This is a genomic window from Streptomyces sp. NPDC057280 (assembly GCF_042668605.1).
GTDB lineage: Bacteria > Actinomycetota > Actinomycetes > Streptomycetales > Streptomycetaceae > Streptomyces.
Genome location: NZ_JBHUYR010000001.1, coordinates 93,101 through 113,073 on the forward strand (window position 1 = coordinate 93,101; position 19,973 = coordinate 113,073).

Here is a 19,973-nt window from a genome sequence, read left to right on the forward strand (position 1 = left end):
CACCAGGTGGTCAGTCGGCCTCCGCTTCTGCGATCAGCGCATCGAGCGCCGCGCGAAGCTCGGCCAGTTCGGCCCTCGTGGGATCAGCTGGTTCGTGCGGCACCAGCGCTGCGGGGTTGACCACGGGGACGGTGCCTTGCGGACCAGGTGCGGCCGCCGCGCGGGCAAGGAGTGCGCCGTTGTCGGGCGGCGGGGCGCCAAGGCCGTCGACGAGCCTTCGCAGTGCGGGCGCCAGTGAGGGGCGCGGAAAGGGGAAGCCTGCGGGAAGCAGCCGCGCCTGCTGGGTGTGGTCGTCGCCGCGAAAGTCCAGGGCCCAGTTCTCCCAGCCCGGCAGCGGCCAGTCGTGGATGCCGAGCACATCCTGCACCGCCCAGAGCGAGACGGTGCGGGCCTCCGGGTCGAAATGGACGCCGCCGTACGGCATCTCGGTGAGCGCAGGGCCGTTCGGCGACGCGACGATCAGGTCGATCAGGCCCGGCCCGCCGGCGAGATGCCCGATGGGCTCCCAGTCGCTGCCCCACGCGCGAACGCTGCCGTCGGGCAGGCGCACGGAGACGACGGAGCAGGGCTCGGTGTACTCGGTCGCCGCGAACCCGGCGGGCTCGAAGGTCTCGAACCAGCCCGGCGAACGGGTCAGGTCCCTGCCGAGGCCCAGGTGGTCGGTCAGATCACCCATGCCGTCGTGCGCGAAGCGCACGTCCCAGCCGGGCCATGTCCGGGCCAGTACGGCACGGGCGGCCAGGTGGTCGGACCAGCTGTCCGCGAAGGCGAACCACAGCAGGATTCGGCGGTCGTGGTCGACGAGTGCGGCGCCCTCGCACCACACGTCGTCGAGCCATTCGTCGATTTCCTGGTTGGCACGGAAGCAGCGTGTCGCCGCGACGGGTCCGGGCAGCAGATCATCGACCACCCGGTTGGCGGCCCAATGCGAGTAATACCGCTGCCAGGTGCGGTTCTCGACCACCACGTACTGCGCTCGTGCTCCCATGATCAGCGAGGCTAACGCCGCTCGACGACGGGCGCCGAACGCTTTTCGGGCGGCCGGCTCGAGCCGGCCGCCTGCACCTCGGTGAATGCCTTTAACCGGCTCGGACGTTCGCTCTGCTGCGGCTCGTAGAACTCGACCCACCTCGACGGACATGCTGCGCTCGCACAGTAGGGCCAGGCCGGCCAGGGTTCAGGTCCGTGCGGGCGACTCAGCCCTCGACGCCTGTGGAGGTGTGAGCGGCACCGGCGGGCTTGGATTCCGGGGACCCGCGTTGGCGCAGGTAGACCGAGAGGATGGCCATCGAGGCGACGGCCAGGAGCTCGGACTGCCAGTTCTGCAGGGTGCGGCTCCAGAAGTCGGCGGAGCCCAGGTACTGGAGCCAGGAGATGGGTGACTGGAGTTGGCGTAGGTGTTCCTCGTTGTAGGCGGCGACGCCTGCGATCGACTGGGCCAGCCATGACCAGGCGAAGATGACGGCCATGACAAGGCCGAGGGACCGTGAGTACAGGGTCTGCCGCCATCCCCTGTCGGCCGCCCAGCGGGGTGAGGTCGGGTCGGCGTGGTCGCCGACCTTCTGCTCACGGTCGCTTTCCACGCCGGCCTTGCCGAGTTCCTTGGATTCCGGTGATCCGCGCTGGAGCAACCACACGGTGCCGAAGACGTAGAGGAAGAACTGCAGGTATTCCGACTGCCAGTTCTCGGTGACGTCCACGGCGAAGTCGGAGGTCGCGAGATACGGCAGGAAGCCGATCGGATGCAACCCGTCGGTGATGAGCTGGTTGTTGAAATCTGCGTGGCCCGCTACCGCCTGGCCGGCGAGCGTGAGCAGGAAGCCGGTGCCGAAGGTGAGGGTCAGGCTGTTGTGCTTGGCGAATCGGGTGAACCGGCTCATCGGTGCATCAGCCCCACGGCGGTGAAGTAGCTCAGGCCGACGCCGACCGTCAGCAGGACTAGTGTGAACAGGGTGCGCATGCTCCGCTCAGCCTCCCTTGACCTTGCACTGATAGGGCAGTTGAGGACGCGGTTCGCAGCCTGCTGCCGTGATCAGCCAGCCGGTGGGGAAGGCCGACAGGAACAGGGTGTCGGTGTTGAGCACCACCTGTGCCTGCTGTCCGTAGACCTCGCTCCCGCGCAGGGCTCCCGTGTACGGCAACTGCTCGTCGGGAAGGGCCTTGACGCAGGAGGTTTTCGCGGACTCCGTGAGTTCCTGCCGGGTCTGGGAGCAAGTGCCGCGCAGGCGCGTGACCAGTCGGCGTGTCGGACACTCTGCTCGAAGCGCAGGGCTGCCCGGGACGCCGCGCTCTCCCGCTCGCCGAGCGTGGCGCATCCGGTCAGGCTCAGGGCGCAGGCGAGCACCATCGGGACCGTACGTCTCCAGCGCGGCACGAAGACCTCCCACTCACATGCCGGAACTGCTCCGGCCATGCTCATGGAGCGGCAACAGCGGGGACGGCAGCCGCGCCGTGCCCCAGGGCAAGCGCAGATCGTTCGGACCACGCGATCAGGTTCAGCGCGGCCGTGGTTCCCACGGCCCCCGATACGGTTCGCGCGCGGTGAGAGGAGGTCCGGGCGACAGGAGGGTGCACCCGTTTCCACACCCGCTCGACGGCGATCGCGGTGGCGGTCGACGGAGGGCCAGCAACACACGCCGCCCCGCGACGGCACGTACCGTCCGAACACCTCGGCCGAACTGGCCCTGGCCCGAGGCGTGCTGCTCCGCGCCACCGACGTCACGCGGCTGCGGGACAACGATCGGAAAGACGGCCCTTGGAAGGGCCACCTACCTGCGCGGCGGACGCCAGACGGCACAGGCATGCGCACCCGGTCGCCCTGCGGTTCGACGCCATCGACGGCCCGGCTGCTGCCCCGTCAAGTGGCGGGCACTGCCCGTCGGCGAGCAGAGGCCACCACCAAAGATCAATAGGTAGGGCCAGCAGTAGCGCCATAGATCCGATGTATAGCGTTCCACTCACCGAAAGGGAGGACCTTCAGGTCTGGCACATAGCCCGGAAAGTACGTTCCCTCTAGCTCGGATGCGACTGATACCGCCTCAACTGTAGACGCAGCCCTGACAGTTCCCCTATAAATCCATCCGATGTCTTCTGCACAGTGAAGCGGAACACGGCCGCCGTGCCGGTGCTCCGCTCCCAGCGCCCTGCCCTCCGCCCCCCAACACATGGAGCCGCACCATGTCCTCTGCCTCCCTCAGCAGACGCTCACTGATGAAGGCTGCCGCCCTTGCCGGCGGAGTGGCGGCCTTCGGGCTGCCGCAGGCCCTGTGGCCTTCCACCGCCGAGGCGTACACCGTCCCCTCGAAGATGGACTGGTGGTACCAGGCCCGGTTCGGCATGTTCATCCACTTCGGTTCCTACTCGTACCTCGGCAAGGGTGAGTGGGTGTTCGCCCAGGAGCGGTGGAGCAAGGCGAACTACCAGACCCAGGTCAGCCAGAAGTTCAACCCGACCCGGTTCAACGCCGCCGCCATCGCCGAACTGGCCAAGAACGCCGGCATGAAGTACCTCGTGATCACCGCCAAGCACCACGAGGGCTACGCCATGTGGAACTCCGACGTGGCGAGCTTCACCGACACCACCGGCACCAAGCTGTACAACCTGCACGACTACAGCGGCTTCCAGACCGACCTGCTCGGGGACCTCAAGAGGGAGTGCGAGAGCCGCGGGATCAAGTTCTGCCTGTACTACTCGATCCTCGACTGGAACCACCCCTCGCAGACCGAGCGTCACGACGGTGGTCTCACCACGATGTCCTCGCAGGCCGCCCGCACCGCCTACATCGCCGACATGAAGGCGCAGCTCCAAGAGCTGCTGGACCGCTACGACCCGGCGCTGCTGTGGTTCGACGGCGACTGGTCCGGCGAGCCGTCCAGCCCCACCCTGGAGGACTGGTGGCTGAAGTCGGACGGCGTCGACCTCTACAACTGGCTGATCGCCCGAAAGCCCGGCCTCATCGTCAACGAACGGGTCAAGCGGGACCTCGGTCTCGGCGACTACGCGGTCGCGGAGTTCGGGATACCCGCCGAGCCGATGGCCCGGCAGTGGGAGAAGTGCGCCACCATGAACGGCTCCTGGGGTTACAACGCCGGGTTGGAGAACCGCTACAGGTCCTTGCCCGACATCGTCCGAGAACTCGTCACGGTGGTCTCCCGGGACGGCAACTACCTGCTGAACATCGGCCCCACGGGTGAGGGCCTGGTCACCGCCGGAACGGAGACCGTCCTCAACGGCCTGGCGTCATGGATGTCGACGTACAGCGACAGCATTCACGGGACCAGCGGCAGTCCGTTCGCCACCGAACCGGCGTGGGGGAAGGTCACCAAGAAGAACGGCAGACTCTTCGCCCACGTCTTCTCCTGGCCCACGAACGGTCAGTTGCGGATCCCGGCGCTCGACAACCCGATCCGCCGCGTCTATCTGCTGAACAACCCCTCGGCCTCGCTCTCGTACACCGTCAGCGGCGGCACGATCGACGTCACCGTGCCGACCACCGCGCCGGACACCAACGTCTCCGTGGTGTGCGTCGAGGTCCAGGGCATGCCCGTCAGGGTCTCACCGTCGGTGTTCCAGAACGTCAACTACCAAGGCACCAGCGCCGTTCTGCCGCTGGGCAGCTACACCTCCTCCCAGCTGTCCGCCGCCGGCCTGGGACCCGCCATGGCCTCCTCCCTCCTGGTACCCGACGGCTACCAGGTGACGGGCTACTCCGGCGACAACTTCACCGGCACCGCCTGGACGTTCACCGCCAACACCCCCGACCTTGTGGCGACCGGCAACAATGACATGATCAGATCACTCAGGGTGACGTTCAGGCCCGACAAGTACTTCCGCCTGACCAATGTCACCAGCGGCTTGGCGCTGGACAGCGGCGGCGATGTCGCCAGCGGCTCGAACCTGAAGCAGTGGCAGCCGATAAACAACCCCAATCTCCAGTGGCAGGCCATCGAACTCGGCAACGGCTACTACAGGCTCGTCAACCGCACCAACGGCATGGTCGCCGACGGCTGGGGCTCCACCACCAACGGCGACCCAGCCCGGCAGAAGGCCTGGGACGGCAGCGACACGCAGCAGTGGCGGATCACCCACCGCGGCCAGGGCCAGTACTCGATCGCCAACCGCAGCACGGGACTCGTGCTCGACAGCGGCGGAAGGGTCGCCTCAGGGTCCGTGACCAAGCAGTGGACGTGGCAGCAGAGCACCAACCTGCTGTGGACGTTCAGCCCGGTCGCCTGACCGGCACCACCCGGTGATCCACCTTTCCGCCCGGTCGGGGCACGCGGCACACGACCGGGCGGGAAGCGTCGCAGCACGGCAAGCCGTTCCTTGCCGAAGAACAGCCGGAGGGGCACCGGCTCGTGCGGCCGCATCTGGATTCCCCCACGATCGAAGCCTCCTGTCCTCCCCGGCGAGGCTGCGACCGATCCCATGCTCACGGCACCAGCACGAGCTTCCCGGTCGTCCGCTTCTCCTCGATCGCCCGGTGCGCCGCCGCGGCCTGCGCCAGCGGATAGGTCCGCTCGACCGTCACCCGCAGCCGCCCCGCCTCGATCCGCTCGGTGATCTCCGACAGCAGCTCCCCCGAGGGCTCGGCCGTCACCCACACATAACGCAATCCGCGCTCGGCCGCCTGCTGTTCATCGACTCCCGGGTCGATCGCCGCCCCCACGAGCAGCCCGCCGGGCCGCAGCACCTCCAGCGAACGCGCCCCGTACGCACCCCCGACCAGGTCCAGCACCACATCCACCGGCGCCACCGCCTCCTGGAAGTCCACGGCCGTGTAGTCGATCACCTCATCTGCGCCCAGCTCCCGCAGCCACGCGTGCTTGGCCTCCCGCGCCGTGCCGATGACATGCGCGCCCAGTTCCTTGGCCAGCTGCACCGCGACATGCCCGACTCCGCCCGCCGCCGCGTGGACCAGCACCCGGTCACCGGGCCGCACGCCGGCCAGCACGGACAAGGCCGTCCAGGCGGTCACCGAGACCAGCGGCACGGCGGCCGCCCGCGCCAGGTCCAGGTTCTTCGGCTTCGGCGCCAGCACGGCGGCCGGTACGGCGGTGTACTCGGCGTACGCCCCGCGCGGCGAGAGCGGCAGCAGCCCGTACACCTCATCCCCCACCGCGAACCGGCTCACCCCGGAGCCGACGCCCGCCACGGTCCCGGCGACGTCGTTCCCCGGTGTCCACGGCAGCGTCACCAGCTCCGGCACCCGCCCGGACCGCAACACCGTGTCCCCGGGATTCACCCCGGCACCCCCGACCCGCACCAGCACCTCCCCGGGCCCGGGCTCGGGCACGTCGGTCTCGGTGTACGTCAGGACCTCGGGGCCGCCGAAGACGGACTGGACGATGGCACGCATACGGTTCATGCACTCATCCTCGGCCGCCGCAATCCCCGCGCGGAAGAAGGCACTTGTCTGATATCGAGGTTCCTCATGGATACCGGCTTCGACCTCAGAGAACACGGCGGCGTGGACGTCTTCCTGCGCGACTGCCCGACCCGGGCCGTGCTGGAGGTGATCGCGAGCAAGTGGACCATGCTGGTGCTGGTGGCCCTGGAGGACGGCCGGCCCATGCGTTTCACCGAACTGCGCCGCCGCCTCGACGGCGTGACCCAGAAGGTGCTGACCGCGACCCTGCGCTCCCTGGAACGCGAGGGCCTGCTGCACCGCGAGGTGTACCCGACGGTGCCGCCCCGCGTGGAGTACCAACTCACCTCTCTGGGCCGGGAGGTGGGCGCCCTGATCCAGCACATCACCGACTGGTCGCAGGCCAACATCGACACCATCCGGGCCGCCCGCGAGACGTTCGACGCCCGGACCGCGCAGCAGGAGCGGGACCCCGATCCCGTACGACGGTGAGGGCGCCCGGCGATCACACCACCACCGGGGAGCGCAGCAAGGGCAGCAACTGGTCTCCGACACGGCTGACCTCCTGCTTGTAGGGGGTGTCGGAGAGGACGAAGTGGGTGATGCCGAGCTTGCGGTAGTTCTCCAGTGCGGTGGCGACATCGGCGGCGGAGCCGACCAGCCAGGTGGTTCCCGCTCCCCCGCCGCCGAACTTTCCGGGCGTGGTGTACAGGCAGGTGTCGAGCACCTCGCCCCGAGCGGTGAGGTCGAAGAGCCGCCGCTGTCCGACGGCGGTCCTGCGGTCCCCCGCCCAGGTCAGTTCCTTCCCGCCCTCCGCCGCCATCCTGGCGACCCGCTCCTCGGCCGCACGCCACGCCTCCTCCGTGGTGTCGCGCACCACCGTGGTGATGCGCAGCCCGAACTCCAGCGGCCGGTGCCTGCGCCCCACCTGCTCGCTCAACGCCTTGAGCCGGTCGATCCGTTCGGCGAGTCTGTCGAGCGGTTCGCCCCAGAAGAGCTGGGCGTCCGCCTCCGCCGCCGACACCCGCTCGGCGGCCTCGGAGGCACCGCCGAAGTAGAGCGTGGGATGCGCTCGGGCACCGGTCGCGTACGGGCGTGGGGCGACCGTGGACCGGCGGACCTGGAAGTGCTGCCGTCCGAACCCCGCCCGAGCCACGGTACCTGCGCATCGCCACGACCGTTCCGTTTACAGAACGTTCTGTTTGTGGAACGCTAGTCGCGTCACGACAATCCATCACCGGCGCGGCAGGGGCGGAGAGTTATGGACCTGGCCCAGTCGGTGGGCGAGCGGCTGCGCCGTCTGCGTCAGGACGGCGGCCTGTCGCTGTCGGAACTGGCCCGCCGCTCCGGCGTCGGCAAGGGCACGCTCTCGGAACTGGAGACCGGCCGGCGCAATCCCACCCTGGAGACGCTGTACGCGCTGACCACGGCCCTCGGGGCGCCGCTGAGCACGGTCGTTGGCCCCGCACCGGTGCAGGGCGCGGCTGTGCACGCGGTGCTGACGGACCGCGTGAAGGACACGGCTGCGGTGTCGGAGGTGTATCGCATCCGCATTCAGAGCGGCGCGGTGCAGCGCTCAGCCGCTCATGTGCCGGGCACAGAGGAGCACTTGCTGGTCTTCAGCGGCACGGCCCGGGTCGGTCCCGCCTCCACCCCGTCCGAGGTGGGTCCGGGCGGACACGCCCGGTGGGCGGCGGATGTACCGCATCTGTACGAGGCGGTGGGAGGGGATGTGGAGGGGGTGTTGGTGGTGCGCTACCCGGTGGAATGAGAGGCCTACAGCGCACCGCCCTGTGCCAGGCCAGGACCACCGCCGATCGGCCATGGGACCACCGCCAGGCCTGCCGGTGCCGCTGGGCGGCGATTCATGCAAAGCCAGCTACGTCATCGAGAGACGGGATGATCCCAGTACATGCCTGTACGAATAGCGCGCCCGGACGAACTGCCTGCCCTCGTCCAGCACCCCGACCAGCCCGAGCGCAATGCCGGGACGGCCGCCTACCTCACCGACATGCTTGCCAAGAAGTGCACCCGGCCGGAGTGGTGCCTGGTCGCGGAGGACGAGGCCGGTCGGCTCACCGCAGCCACCGCACTATGGACCCTCCCCGGGAACGACGTCCCGATGGCCCTGGTGCTCCTTGAGACACCGTGGGACGAACCCGGCCTGGCCACCGGCCGGGCGCTGTTGTCCGAGGCCGTCGCCCTGGCCGGTTCGCTCGGCGCCACGGAACTGGAGCACGTCATCGACTCGCCGGCGCAGCCGCCTCAGTACCAGGCGGAGCCGGAACGGCGCGCCGAGCTTCTCCGTCTGGCAGGCTTCGAGCGGGCCCGCGACGGTCGCCGCTTCCGCCGCCTCTCAGGGGGAGAACTCACGTCGCATGATGACCGATTGACCTGGCGTTCCCTGCCCAGTCTCGGCCGTGAACCGTTCATCGCTCTCCTCGCCGACACGCTGCCGACCAGCGCCGACGCCCAACTTGCTGCCAGGGTCGCCCGGCATGGCGCCCGGCGTGCGGCGGAGAGCGTCTTCGAGGACATGGAGGAGTTCTCGTACGAGCCCTCGTGGTGGGAACTCGGCTACGCTCCGGACGGCACGCCTGCCGCCCTCAGCCTCCCCGCCCGAAACGCCTCAACCGCGGTGATCGGCCTGGTGGCTGTGTCTCCGGCCTACCGCGGCAACGGCTACGCGACGGCGGTGGTGGCCCGCGGCACGCGGCTGCTGGTCGAAGCAGGCGCCGAGGAGATCCGCGGCGACTGCGACGCGGCAAACACCGCCATGATCATGGCTTTCGAACGGGCAGGCTACGAGAACTTCGCCGACCGCCAGGAGTTCACCCGCCGGTTGTGAGCGGGGGCCGCTCCCGCGCCGCTACGAATGCTGAGCGGCCCCTCCCCGTCTCAATTGGTCGGGTTAGACGAGTAGGTCTGAAGTCCTACTGGCGCGAAAGGGAACGGACGGGCTGGCGGGACCATGATGGCTGGGCATGCTCCCGGTGTTGCCTGACTCCGGGCTCGTGTGTCCCGCCCTCGCCCAGTCGCTGCTCGGCTTCACGTCCGAGACGCACTGGCCGCGCTACGCCGGCAAGCACCTCACCGGGATTGTCACGATCACTGCGCGGCGGGGTTGCTGTAGTCGTCGACAAGGGGGCTGTGGCGTTCGGTGAGTGGACCGACGCCGAGGTCTTCACGCATCAACTTGCGCATCTTGGCCGCTGCTTTGCCGCGCGCCTCCCAGTGGGCGCGATCCTCCGGACTGCCGACGGCCGTGCCGTCCATGTAAGCGTCGCAGATGCGTCGCAGGCAGTGGAACACACTGTTGGAGGCCTTGACGACGGGTTCGGGCGCGACGAGCCACATCCGCTCTGATGCGACACCTATGCCCGAATCCCGAAATGCCTCGCGCAGCGCAAGCGCCCGCTCGTCGTCGGAGGGGTACTCTCGCTTGGCCAGGGCTCGCAGGGTTTCGCCGAGGACCTTCACGGTGGCGGTGTACTGCGTGTAGATGTCGAGCCGCAGCCGAAGGGCTTCTTTGGCATCCTCGCGCTTCCACCGGTTCCGATCGGCGATGAGAGTGGCGACGATCCCGATCGCGGCCCCGGCCAGGGTGGAGAGCAGTGGCAACCAATCCATGCGTGCCAGATTGGATCATCCCGTGACGGTGGCGCCAGGTGGCTGACCCCGCAATCAGGGAGCGTGCACGTCGGAGGTGACAGCACCCTGCTTCCCACGCTGCCAGCACCAAGTAGGGCGTCCTTGCCGCCTGATGGAGCTTGAGTGCTCTTGAGTACTGCTTGGTCGGGCTTCCCCTTGGGCGTGATCGACACCTCGGTCACCGATGCATCCGCGAACCGTTCGCAGCTCGCGGTTCCCGCGACGATGACCTTGTTCTTCGCTGGATCGGCTTGCGTGCTTTGCTCCAGGCCGCGTTGACGAGGATGTCGACATCGAGATGCCTGCTTGCTCTCTTGTCGGGTGCGGTGTGCCCGTCGCGTGGGTTGATGCGCCTGTGCGTTCCGTGCGGCCGGTCGGCTGCGCGCGGGGGGCGCAGAGTGCCAATCGGGCCGGCGCGATCCGGTCTCCGGCACCTGCGGGTCCGCTTGCCGACTGCAGCCTGTGCGGCGGTGGCGCCAGTTGTTCGGCCGTAGCGAGAGCCCGGTGCCGTGTGCGCTTATGGGCTAATTGATGCGATTGACTCTTCAACTGGGCGGATGGTTACGGGCGTAGCGGTTGGTGACGGGCGTAGGTGTGCGGCGAGAGCAGGCCGTCGCCCACATCCACCACTTGCCCCAGCCGGGTGATCACACCTGCCCGGCCTGCAGCCACGGTCCTCTGCAACACGCTTTAGATTGAAGGAGTGTTCGAACGAGTGAGTGCTGAAGAGTCCGCGGCCCTTGAGGCGCTGTCCTGGAAGGTCCGCAACGAGCTGGCGGCCGCTGGACTGCCCGTCCTTGCACCAGGTCTGAACACGATCCTGGCCGGTGGCGCCGATGTAGAGGTAGATGACGGTGCCGACGCGGCAGGCGGCGTGTTCGTGGGCTGGACGACAAGCCCTCGCCTGCAGGCCTGCGCAAGCCGCGCGTTCAGGCTGAAGCAACTGGACGATGCGGTCTTGCGGCACTCCAACGCGGTGGGCGCCGCGATGATGCAGGCGATCGCCGCAGTATTGTCCTCGGCCGGCTTCAGCGTCGAGGACGCACGCGACGAATACCGGCCCCAGCAGCTGCGAGTCCTGGCCGCACCGCCGTCCACACAGCCGCCGACCTGGTCGCTTCGCGACGACGAACTGGCCTTGCCCGGATGGCAGGACGCTCCTGTCGACGGCGCCGACCGATGAGGCCACCGCAAGCCACGGACGGAAGTACCCGACCTGGCCGTGGGCCTCTCCCGGCGGCAGCATCATCCTCGGCCTGCTGCTGCCCCTGCTTCTCACGCCGCCAACGCCCTACCCTGCTCCGGCGCCTTGGCCGAGCGCGACCGGCTCCCGCTCAAGGCCCAGTTGACCGGCCAGCCGGGTCGGTGCACTGGCTCACGTACACCGGTACAAGAGCATGGCCAAAGCTCCGAACGCCGGCACCTCAGCCACAGCAGATCGGCAGGTCAGGGGCCGGCAGCGACGGCACGTCTGGCCGCTCTGCCCGTCGCTGGTACGTCGACGCCGCGCAGGGGGACACTCATGGGCCTGTGGGCCCCGCCAGTCGGCCGCAGCGCAGCCATGCCGTCAGCCATCCGGCCTGCATGGCCGCGTCCAGGAGGTAGGTCAGGCGGATGCGGCGTCGCGGCACATACACAAGGTCGATCGTCAGCAGGGTCAGCGCAGTCCCCACACCGGTGCGGCGAGCCTGCCTGAGCCCGGCAGCCGTGGGCGGGCCGAGCAGCATGCCGGAGCCTGCCGTGGCGAGCAGTCCGGCGGTCGTCTGCTGCAGCCACTTCTCAGACTTGGGGCCGAAGACCCACTCGAAGCTGCGCAGGTGCAGCAATGGCCAGCCACCGCCGACCAGGTTGAACAGCCCTTGGGATCGGGCCACCCAGATGGGGTTCATCGCTGCCTCCTCAATTGCGGCCGCACCGGCCGTGACAGACCCAGGCGGATCTTGTGCACCCCGTCGGAGAAGTGCACCAGCGGCTCTTCGGCGGGCGGGGGCAGCCCTGCCGCACGGGTCACGGTCTCGGCAAGGTCGTCCAGATGGGCCGTGCGCAGCGGCCAGGGCTCGTGCTCGACCGGTGTCTCCCACAACGCGCCCGCGCTCTGCGTGAACGCCCGCCATCGTGATGCCAACCACACGTCCCGAGGCGTAGGGCGGATCGGCGGGCCCGGTCGCACGGTCATGCGGTAAGCCGACTCGCCGCCCCACCTCGACCCGCTGTACGTCACGCTTTCACCGCTGCGTGCCAGCCGCAGTCGCCCCAGGTGGTACGGCGCCCCGATGGCGCGGGCCGCCAGCATCACCGGGCTGGACACGTCGATCGACAGGAACCACAGCCCTTCCCGGTCCCCCGGTCCACGCACGTAGGTGCGCAGATTGGTCTCCGGAAAGGCGGCCAGCGCCACAGGGGAGCCGGGAGGACGCACGTCGGCCATGACGAACGGGGTGAGCCCCACCCAGGCGTGCCCGTCATAGGTGTCGACCGTGAGCCCATCGGGCAGCAGCCGCTGGATGAGTTCTGGAGCGTACGCCCAGTGCAGGAAGGTCTGTGTCAGCCAGCCGGCCCGCAGTGCCGGCAGGCGCACACGATGTTCCGGCCCATACGTCACCACGCGCATCGACCCTGCATGCCCATGCCCTCGGCGTGATCCGCTCGCCGGCCCCTCTCCTGGTGCTCACGGCGTTGCCGCACCAGGACTTGGCTCCCTCCACGGGGGTCCCTGACGGTCTGGTCCTTGATGGCCTTCGACATGGCAGCTCCCCTGTGCGTTCCGAAAGGGTCAAGCCGCCAGCCGGGCCCCGGATCTCCACGTTGGCCCGGGTACCCGGGCGAGGCCAGGACCACGCGGAACGACGCCCGTGCCCGGTCAGCCGCGCACCAGCGTGCAGGAGTGGCCGATGCGAACATTCCGCGGGATTACCGGGTACCCGTGACGGCGGAGACGGACCGAGGAGGGAAACGGTGCCGGTTCGGCGCCTCGGCGCCTGGGCGGAAGCCGACGGCAGCCGCACAGATGTCGGCGGTGACATCGGCTCCGCACTGATCCACCGCTCCCATACCGGCAGACCCCGGCAACCCCAGGAGGCTGCAGATGAACACCCTTTCGCATTCCGGCGTCGCCCAGCGCCGCTCCACGGGACGCAGCGACGACACGAAACTGCTCGGCATCTATCTCAACGACCACCTCGCCGGCGCCACCGCCGGCACCGAGCGCGCCACCCGCCTGACGCGCACCGCCCGCGGTTCCGCGCTCGGCCGCGCGATCGAGCCCGTAGCGGCCGAGATCGCCCAGGACCGGAAAGCGCTGCTGGACATCATGCGAGACCTTGGCGTCCCCGCGCGCCGCTACAAGGTGTGCGCGGGCTGGGCCGGCGAGAAGCTGGGACGGCTGAAGCCCAACGGCCACCTGGTACGCCCTTCGCCGCTCGGCACCGTACTGGACCTCGAAGCCCTGCGGCTGGGGATCGAGGGCAAGGCGGCCGCCTGGCAGGCCCTGCGCCGGCTCAGCGCAACCGACGACCGCCTGGACGCTGCCCAGCTCGACACGCTGCTCCAACGAGCCCAGCAACAACAGGAGCGGGTCGAGGAGTGGCGCATCCGCCAGGCCGAGGAGGCTCTGGCCACCCCAGCCGACTGAGCTTCTGCGTCAGGGATGCCGGTCAGGCCCCCTTCGGTGCCGATCCCGGCGGTCTCTTCGGCTGCTCCCACGCCGTGGGCGGGCGGCGGGGCTGGTGGCCGGAGGGCTGAGCCCCGCCCGGCGCCCCACACCGTGTCCCACAGCGAGACGCCGCAGGCCGACGCGGCACCCAAGGAGAAGGAGGGTGGCTGCGTGCGCGCGGTGATCCGGCTGGGCCACTGGCCGCTCTGTTTGCCGTCCGCGCCGACGGGGACCCGGCCGACCATGAGCGCTACGCCACTTCGCCGCCCCCGGATGCGGCAGAGCCGCCTCCTGTGGCTGCTGGACCGATTGGAGCGGGAGCCCAAGGCCGACGCGGTGATCGACCGGACCCGCAAGCGGGTTCAAGCCCTGCCCCTCGGCGGCGGGCGGGACCTCCTGCACGGCAGGTGGCTGGGGCACCCGGTGCATCCGTTGATGGTGCAGGTGCCGATCGGCAGCTGGCTGTCGGCGGCGGTACTGGACCTGTATCCCGGCCGTTCCCGCGAGGCGGGCCTGCTGGTCGGCGTCGGCCTGGCCTCCGCCGCACCCGCGGCCCTGGCGGGCTGGGTGGACTGGGCCGAGCTGCACCGCCAGCAGCAGCGCGTCGGACTGGTCCACGCCCTGGCCAACTCCGCATCTGTCGGTCTGTACGCCGCCTCGCTCGCCTGTCGCGTCAAGGGGCGGCACACCACGGCCAAGACATGTGGCTTTCTCGGCCTGACGGCGGTCGCGCTCGGGGGCATGCTGGGCGGTCACCTGGCCTACCGTCAGGCATCCGGCGCCAACCACGCCGAAGAGGTCCCGCACGTCGTCACAAAGGGCTGGCACCGGATCGGAGCCGTGGCCGAGTTCCCGGTCGACCGGCCGGTGCGGCGCAGCGTGGACGACGTGCCGATCCTGGTCGTCCGGGAGACCGGAGGGGCGATCCACGCCCTGGCAGAGCGGTGCAGCCACCTCGCCGGCCCTCTCTCCGAAGGCGAGGTCAGCGACGGATGCGTCCAATGCCCTTGGCATGGCAGCGTCTTCCGGCTCTCGGACGGCTGGAACGTCCGCGGCCCGGCCACCGCGCCCCAGCCGGCTTTCGACACCCGGATCAGCGACGGCCACGTCGAGATACGCCTGCGCCGACAGGGGCGGGACGAGCAGGCGCCGGACGAGGCCGGCGAAACGGCGTACGCAGACGGTCACGCATGAACTCCGCAGCTGACCGCCACCTCGCAGCACGTCTGCACGGCCTGTTGCACCGGGCCGGAACGCGGTACGGAGCAGGGCACGACCGACCGCTGGGCGGCTACCTCGCAGCCATGACAGGCTTCGCCGCTTATACGACGGCCTGGGCCACCGCCGTACGGCTGCGCGGCCGACCGCTGCCCGACCGGCCCGAGCCGTGGGACGTGGTGCTGACCTCGGTCGCGACCTTCCGGCTCAGCCGGCTGCTGACCAAGGCATCGGTCACCAGCCCGCTTCGCGCCCCGTTCACCCGGTACGTCGCCCCGCAGGGCCCGGCCGAGCTGCACGAGGAAGCACACTCCGAGGGCGCCAGGCACACCGTCGGAGAACTGGCCACCTGCCCCTTCTGCATGAGCGTCTGGGTGGCCTCCACCCTCACCGCAGGCCAGCTGCTCTGGCCGCGCGCGACTCGCACCGCCATGGGCGCGCTCGCCGCTCTGGCCGGCGCGGACGGGCTGCAACTGGCATACAGTGCGCTGGTCGAGAAGACGACGGGCGAGTGACCTGGCAGCGGACCGCTGTAGGTGTGTACTCCTCGGCCCGCCCGGAGCTGGGCCGGAACTGACGTGTGTGAGCGGCAACGACATCGGATTAGCGTGGGCGCACCCCCTGCCCTGGGCCGAGGCTGTCGTCGTCCGGGGCCGATGTCCTTCAGGGCGTTCGCTGGGGGAAGGCGGTCGTAGCCGTACCCGCCGGGGGCTCTCAAGCACGCCCTGTGGCAGGGACTGCTCGTCGGCACCGCCCAGGGCGCGATGGCCTGCGGTGAGAAGCTCGAGCAGCGTCAGCGGCCAGCCCGACTCCCCTGTGCCCGCAGCGGCGCAGCCGCCGACCGCGGGGGCGCTGCCAGTCAGAAAGGCTGCCCACAGGCCACCTCAAGTCATGCTCCTGGCGGTGATGAGATCGGTGACGGCCGGAAGGCCGCCCTGGACCAGGGCGGCGCGCTGCCGATCGGCGCCGGTGCCGTCCTGCAGAAGCCGGTGCACCAGGGCCGTCACCTGCCTGCTGTCGCCGGACGCCTCGAGCGCGGGCGCGACGTGGCGCAGCAGCTCGTACAGCATCTCGCCGGCCCGGCGTTGCCGGCCGCCCGGATCGACCAGGGTGCTGCTCAGCCCGTGGCGGGCCGCGTGCCACATGCTCGCCTGCAACAGCTCCTGATCGCAGTCGAGCTCGGGGACACCGGCGGCGGCCTCCGCACGCGCGGTCTCCACGAGGGCTCGGACAAGGCCCGTGAGCATCACCGCGTCGTCCGGGCGCAGCTGCACGTCCAGGCACCGCACCTCGATGGTGGGGTACCGGGTCGAGAGCCGGGCCTGCCAATACAGCTGACCGGCGTCCGAGATCAGACCGCTGTCCAGCAGTTGCCGCACCCGCCGGTCGTGGTCGGTGATGTCGGCGAAGTGCGGGGGCATACCGCTGACCGGCCACCGGCTGAAGATCACGGTGCGCCAGCTGGCGAAGCCGGTGTCGTGACCGTCCCACAGCGGGGAGTTCGCGGACAGGGCGGTGAGGGTCGGCAGCCACACCCGGATCCTGTTCAGAATCTGCACGCCGGTCTCCCGGCTGGGGACGCCGACGTGCACATGCATGCCGTTGACCAGCTGTTCCGCCACCAGCTGGGGCGCCTGGGTGAGCATGGCCCGGTACCGGGCCTGGTCGGTGACGGCCACAGGGTGGCCGTGGCGCACCGGGGGCGTGGCACAGGCCGCGATCCGGCAGCCGTGCTCCTCGGCGGCCGCGCCGAGGGCGTGCCGCAGCCGCAGCAGGTGTCCACCGGCCTCCTCGAGTGTGCTGCACACCGGGGTGGCCACCTCTACCTGCGCCTGCAGCAACTCGCACTGCACCTCCTGGTCGGCCACGAGGTGCCCCAGGCCGGCCGCGGCGCGCACCTTGTCCGCCATGGGTACCGGCAGACCCGTGACCGGGTCGAGCAGCAGGTACTCCTCTTCGACACCGATCGTCGTCATCGACGGCCTTCTGTTCCGCCCGGCTGTGCCACCGGACTGGCTCCCGATGCGCCTGTCCGGTGCATCGCATGACGAGGACTCGTCGGAGGGGTCACTCGTGGTGCCCGAGTGCCGCGCTCCCTTCGCAGTAAACCATCACCCGCTGCCGCCGACAGCCGAGGACGAGTTCGCCAGGGATCTGCCGGGACGGTGCCGTCCCGGCAGATCCCTGGCGAGCAAGATTTCACCGGACGCCCATGCGGCGATCGCCCGGCCGGCAGTTCTCGCGCCACCCGGGCCCTCTCGAGGAGGCCCGGTTTCGGCTCCGGTACCTCAGCTCTGCCCCATGGCCTTGCGGACGGTGTCCTTGGTGCGGTCCATCAGGGCGGCCACGGGGCCGAGGACTACGTTGGCCGCGGCGGACTCGACGCCGGGGTGCGGCCGGGTGGGGGCGATGGCCTCGGCGGCCTTGACGGCCTTGGCCATGGCGGCGAGGTTGGTGACGTCGGTGCTGCGCCGGATGTGCGTGAACTCGTAGCGTTCCTCGGCCCGGGCATGCTCCTGCACCTCGGTGCGCAGTTGCCTGAGCCTGAGCGTGAACTTGGGGTCGTCGGTGTCCATGTCGTCCAGGGCTGCGAGGGTCTCCTTCGCCGACTTCTCCTCCGCCAGGCGGTCCTGGACGACCTGCCCGCCGCCCTCCACCGCCCTGCGGACGAAGGGGTGGACGACCTCTTCCTCGGCGGTCTCGTGCACGGCCAGGAGCCGTACGAGGCGCCGGAACGCGTCCCGGCGTTCGTCACCCTGGCTCTGCTCGACTTCGTCGAAGAGGTTGCGGATGTCGCCGTGCTGGCGCATCAGCAGAGCCACTACATCGATGTCGGGAGCCTGGTCGTCACCGGCCTGGGGGGTCTGCAGTTCGGACATCTGCGGCGACCTCACTTCTCGCGCTGGGCGGGGTCGGGGTGCTCGCCCTCGGTCTGAACGCGGTACTCGCGGCCGAACATGGCGTCGTGCTCAGCCATGACCCTGTCGCTGGGCGGGGCTTCGCCGCCGTGGATCTGCTCCTGCATCTCCTCGAACCGCTCATGGGCCTCACGCACATAGCCCGCACCGAGGGTCGTCAGGTCCATCTGGGTGTCCAGCAGCTCCCGCAGGTACTGCTTGTTCGGCTCGAAGGTCAGCACATTGGGCAGCTCCGGGGCCAGGATCTCCTGCGGCTCCCGGCCGTCGAAGCGACGCATCAGGTCACAGGCCGTGTGCAGGTGCTCCAGTTCCATGTTCAGGTGCAGCTCCCAGATCGCCTTGACCTTGGGGTCGCTCTCCTGCTCCATGAAGGAGTAGTACAGGTAGCACTCGTTGTACTCGTGGTTGACCAGCTGCTCCCACCACGTCTCGCCCGGGTCGACCAGGGACTCGTAGTGCGTGACGTGCTCTTCCTCGATCAGCCCGATCTCCTGGTAGAGCTGACGGGCGATCGGCTCCATGTAGGTCGGGCCGGTGTTCATGTAGAAGTTCATCGTCTGCTGCTCCGCCGACATGATCGTCAGCGCGTGCAGCTTCGACAGCGGATCGGTCGCGTCCTTGTCGTAGGGGTCGCGGACGTTGTCGACCGGATTGCGGTGGTGGAAGCGCGTGGGCCTCCCCGGCATCACCTCGGTGAGGTTGTCCACGATCGACTCCGCCTTGCGGTGCTCGATCATCTCGTAGAGGTTGGCGTACCGGTACAGGTGGTCGAAGTCCTCCAGGACGCCGAACTGGTACGCCTGCCTCAGATACGGATCAGGCTCCATACGCGCCACCCACGCCGTCAGGTCCACCGCGACCTGCTCGTAGGCGATCGTCGTCTCCAGCACCGAGGAGACGCCCGGCAGCAGCCAGTTCACGACCTTCTGCTGCTGGGCCTCGATGTACCGGGTCCGCGCCAGCTGCCGTTTGACGTCCGGATCTGCCGTGTTGCGGGCGAGCTGGTGGCTGAAGAGGATCGCCTCCACCTCGATCCCGTTCATGGTGATGATCCGGCACCGGGTGTACGGGTCGCAGCGGTCCGGGTCGACGGGCTGAACGTTCAGCTCACGCCAACTGCGCAGCTGTCGGTCCAGCGGGATGCCCCGCTGCTCGAGAGGATTGAAGGTCATGGGGGGTGCCTCCTGAGGCAGGGGACTCGTGCGACGGCGGGTGCCCCGCCTTGGAGAACCCGCACAGATCCAACCCCCGAACCTGCACGCCGTCGCCGACTTTCAGCCACCGCTCGCGCCCGGAGTCGTGCGATACCCCCTACGGGTTCAGCCAGGGGTGGCAGTGCCGAAGCGCTGGGGCACGACTGGCTCGGTGCGCACCGGCCTCCGCAGGCAGGCCCGTCATCACCATGATTGGCCGCCTGTCTGATGGGCACCCAGAGTGACGCAAGAGGCGGGGATTGACGAACGGAGATGCCCGATGGTGGCGCAGACCCTGATGCCGGCCGGGCCGGCGTTGTTGCTCAGGCCGCCGGGTGTGTATGCGCCGCAGTGGGACACGGGATTGCTGACGCGTGCCCTGTACCGCGAAGAGATCACCTCCGGGACCGATGTGCTGGATCTGGGGACAGGCACCGGCGCGGTCGCCCTGCAGGCGGCCCTCCTGGGCGCACGGGTGACCGCGGTGGACATCTCGCGGCGGGCGGTGTTCGCCACCCGCGTCAACGCGCTACTGGCAAGGCAGCGACTTCGCGTACGACGCGGCGACCTGACGAGCGCCGTCACAGGGCAGTCGTACGACCTCGTCGTCAGCAATCCGCCCTACGTCCCCTCGCCCGCCGACCGGCTGCCGCGCCGGGGAGCTGCCCGCGCCTGGGACGCGGGCAGCGACGGCCGGGCGTTCGTGGACCGCATCTGTGGGGCAGCGCCTACCCTGCTGCGTCCGGGCGGAGTCCTGCTGATCGTGCACTCCGGGTTGTGCGGGCCGGACACCACGTTGCGACGGCTGACGGAACGCGGGCTGCGCGCCTCGATCACCGACCGCGCCCTGGTGCCCCACGGTCCCGTACTGCGCTCCCGGATGCCGTGGCTGGTACGCCAGGGCCTGGCCGGAGCGGACGACAGCCGGGAGGAACTCGTGGTCGTCCGCGCCGAACGACGGTGAGCACGCGCCC

General features: G+C 69.5%; 20 protein-coding genes. 9 read left to right on the forward strand and 11 right to left on the reverse strand.

Translation table 11 applies throughout. From position 1 onward, the window contains the following. Positions 1-10: 10 nt before the first annotated feature. From ACFUO4_RS00435 to ACFUO4_RS00445, 3 genes are all read right to left on the reverse strand, one after another. Positions 11-988, reverse strand: coding sequence for a hypothetical protein (locus tag ACFUO4_RS00435; RefSeq protein ID WP_383478086.1), 978 nt, complete (start codon positions 986-988; stop codon positions 11-13). A 208-nt stretch (positions 989-1,196) separates the two neighbouring features. Beyond that, positions 1,197-1,880: a DUF6766 family protein gene (locus ACFUO4_RS00440; RefSeq protein ID WP_383478089.1), complete on the reverse strand. Its 684-nt coding sequence runs from the start codon at positions 1,878-1,880 to the stop codon at positions 1,197-1,199. 87 nt (positions 1,881-1,967) lie between these two features. Continuing rightward, positions 1,968-2,141 carry a hypothetical protein gene (locus ACFUO4_RS00445; protein WP_383478092.1) on the reverse strand — a complete coding sequence of 58 codons (174 nt, stop codon included), beginning with the start codon at positions 2,139-2,141 and terminating at the stop codon, positions 1,968-1,970. A 1,036-nt stretch (positions 2,142-3,177) separates the two neighbouring features. Here ACFUO4_RS00445 and ACFUO4_RS00450 point away from each other — a divergent pair. After that, positions 3,178-5,235: an alpha-L-fucosidase gene (locus ACFUO4_RS00450; RefSeq protein ID WP_383478095.1), complete on the forward strand. Its 2,058-nt coding sequence runs from the start codon at positions 3,178-3,180 to the stop codon at positions 5,233-5,235. Between the two features lie 196 nt (positions 5,236-5,431). Here ACFUO4_RS00450 and ACFUO4_RS00455 read toward each other — a convergent pair whose 3' ends face one another. Next, positions 5,432-6,367 carry an NADP-dependent oxidoreductase gene (locus tag ACFUO4_RS00455; RefSeq protein ID WP_383478098.1) on the reverse strand — a complete coding sequence of 312 codons (936 nt, stop codon included), beginning with the start codon at positions 6,365-6,367 and terminating at the stop codon, positions 5,432-5,434. 66 nt (positions 6,368-6,433) lie between these two features. On the opposite strand from ACFUO4_RS00455, the gene ACFUO4_RS00460 reads away from it, so the two are divergent. Further along, on the forward strand, positions 6,434-6,859 hold the full coding sequence (locus ACFUO4_RS00460; RefSeq protein ID WP_383478101.1) for a winged helix-turn-helix transcriptional regulator: 426 nt from the start codon (positions 6,434-6,436) through the stop codon (positions 6,857-6,859). A gap of 13 nt (positions 6,860-6,872) precedes the next feature. On the opposite strand, the gene ACFUO4_RS00465 is transcribed toward ACFUO4_RS00460, so the two are convergent. Next, the gene (locus ACFUO4_RS00465; protein ID WP_383478104.1) at positions 6,873-7,523 is read right to left on the reverse strand and encodes an LLM class flavin-dependent oxidoreductase; all 651 of its coding nucleotides are present in this window, start codon (positions 7,521-7,523) and stop codon (positions 6,873-6,875) included. 105 nt (positions 7,524-7,628) lie between these two features. Between ACFUO4_RS00465 and ACFUO4_RS00470 the strand changes: the two genes are divergently transcribed. Both ACFUO4_RS00470 and ACFUO4_RS00475 read left to right on the forward strand, forming a co-directional pair. Further along, positions 7,629-8,138, forward strand: a complete 510-nt coding sequence (locus ACFUO4_RS00470) for a helix-turn-helix domain-containing protein (RefSeq protein ID WP_383478106.1) — start codon at positions 7,629-7,631, stop codon at positions 8,136-8,138. Between the two features lie 141 nt (positions 8,139-8,279). Next, positions 8,280-9,215: a GNAT family N-acetyltransferase gene (locus tag ACFUO4_RS00475; RefSeq protein ID WP_383478109.1), complete on the forward strand. Its 936-nt coding sequence runs from the start codon at positions 8,280-8,282 to the stop codon at positions 9,213-9,215. 260 nt (positions 9,216-9,475) lie between these two features. On the opposite strand, the gene ACFUO4_RS00480 is transcribed toward ACFUO4_RS00475, so the two are convergent. Next, complete coding sequence (locus tag ACFUO4_RS00480; protein WP_383478112.1) at positions 9,476-9,997, reverse strand: hypothetical protein; 522 nt, start codon at positions 9,995-9,997, stop codon at positions 9,476-9,478. Between the two features lie 736 nt (positions 9,998-10,733). Here ACFUO4_RS00480 and ACFUO4_RS00485 point away from each other — a divergent pair. Further along, positions 10,734-11,201, forward strand: a complete 468-nt coding sequence (locus tag ACFUO4_RS00485) for a hypothetical protein (RefSeq protein WP_383478115.1) — start codon at positions 10,734-10,736, stop codon at positions 11,199-11,201. A gap of 337 nt (positions 11,202-11,538) precedes the next feature. Here the strand turns inward: ACFUO4_RS00485 and ACFUO4_RS00490 are convergent, their stop codons facing one another. Beyond that, positions 11,539-11,907, reverse strand: coding sequence for a hypothetical protein (locus ACFUO4_RS00490; RefSeq protein ID WP_383478118.1), 369 nt, complete (start codon positions 11,905-11,907; stop codon positions 11,539-11,541). Beyond that, positions 11,904-12,596, reverse strand: coding sequence for a YqjF family protein (locus ACFUO4_RS00495; protein WP_383478121.1), 693 nt, complete (start codon positions 12,594-12,596; stop codon positions 11,904-11,906). The genes ACFUO4_RS00490 and ACFUO4_RS00495 overlap by 4 nt, the downstream gene beginning before the upstream one ends. A 507-nt stretch (positions 12,597-13,103) precedes the next feature. Here ACFUO4_RS00495 and ACFUO4_RS00500 point away from each other — a divergent pair. The 3 genes from ACFUO4_RS00500 to ACFUO4_RS00510 all read left to right on the forward strand — a co-directional run bounded on the left by ACFUO4_RS00500 (position 13,104) and on the right by ACFUO4_RS00510 (position 15,403). After that, positions 13,104-13,649: a hypothetical protein gene (locus ACFUO4_RS00500; protein ID WP_383478124.1), complete on the forward strand. Its 546-nt coding sequence runs from the start codon at positions 13,104-13,106 to the stop codon at positions 13,647-13,649. A gap of 264 nt (positions 13,650-13,913) precedes the next feature. Beyond that, positions 13,914-14,864: a Rieske 2Fe-2S domain-containing protein gene (locus tag ACFUO4_RS00505; RefSeq protein ID WP_383478127.1), complete on the forward strand. Its 951-nt coding sequence runs from the start codon at positions 13,914-13,916 to the stop codon at positions 14,862-14,864. Next, positions 14,861-15,403 carry a DUF1360 domain-containing protein gene (locus ACFUO4_RS00510; protein ID WP_383478130.1) on the forward strand — a complete coding sequence of 181 codons (543 nt, stop codon included), beginning with the start codon at positions 14,861-14,863 and terminating at the stop codon, positions 15,401-15,403. Before ACFUO4_RS00505 ends, ACFUO4_RS00510 begins: the two co-directional genes overlap by 4 nt. Positions 15,404-15,772: 369 nt before the next feature. Here the strand turns inward: ACFUO4_RS00510 and ACFUO4_RS00515 are convergent, their stop codons facing one another. From ACFUO4_RS00515 to ACFUO4_RS00525, 3 genes are all read right to left on the reverse strand, one after another. Continuing rightward, a complete protein-coding gene (locus ACFUO4_RS00515; RefSeq protein WP_383478133.1) occupies positions 15,773-16,864 on the reverse strand; it encodes a glutamate--cysteine ligase in 1,092 nt (363 codons plus the stop codon). A 312-nt stretch (positions 16,865-17,176) separates the two neighbouring features. Next, on the reverse strand, positions 17,177-17,767 hold the full coding sequence (locus ACFUO4_RS00520; protein WP_383478136.1) for a hemerythrin domain-containing protein: 591 nt from the start codon (positions 17,765-17,767) through the stop codon (positions 17,177-17,179). 11 nt (positions 17,768-17,778) lie between these two features. Further along, positions 17,779-18,978, reverse strand: coding sequence for a hypothetical protein (locus ACFUO4_RS00525; RefSeq protein WP_383478139.1), 1,200 nt, complete (start codon positions 18,976-18,978; stop codon positions 17,779-17,781). Between the two features lie 301 nt (positions 18,979-19,279). Between ACFUO4_RS00525 and ACFUO4_RS00530 the strand changes: the two genes are divergently transcribed. Next, the gene (locus tag ACFUO4_RS00530) at positions 19,280-19,963 is read left to right on the forward strand and encodes a HemK2/MTQ2 family protein methyltransferase (protein ID WP_383478142.1); all 684 of its coding nucleotides are present in this window, start codon (positions 19,280-19,282) and stop codon (positions 19,961-19,963) included. Positions 19,964-19,973 lie beyond the last annotated feature (10 nt).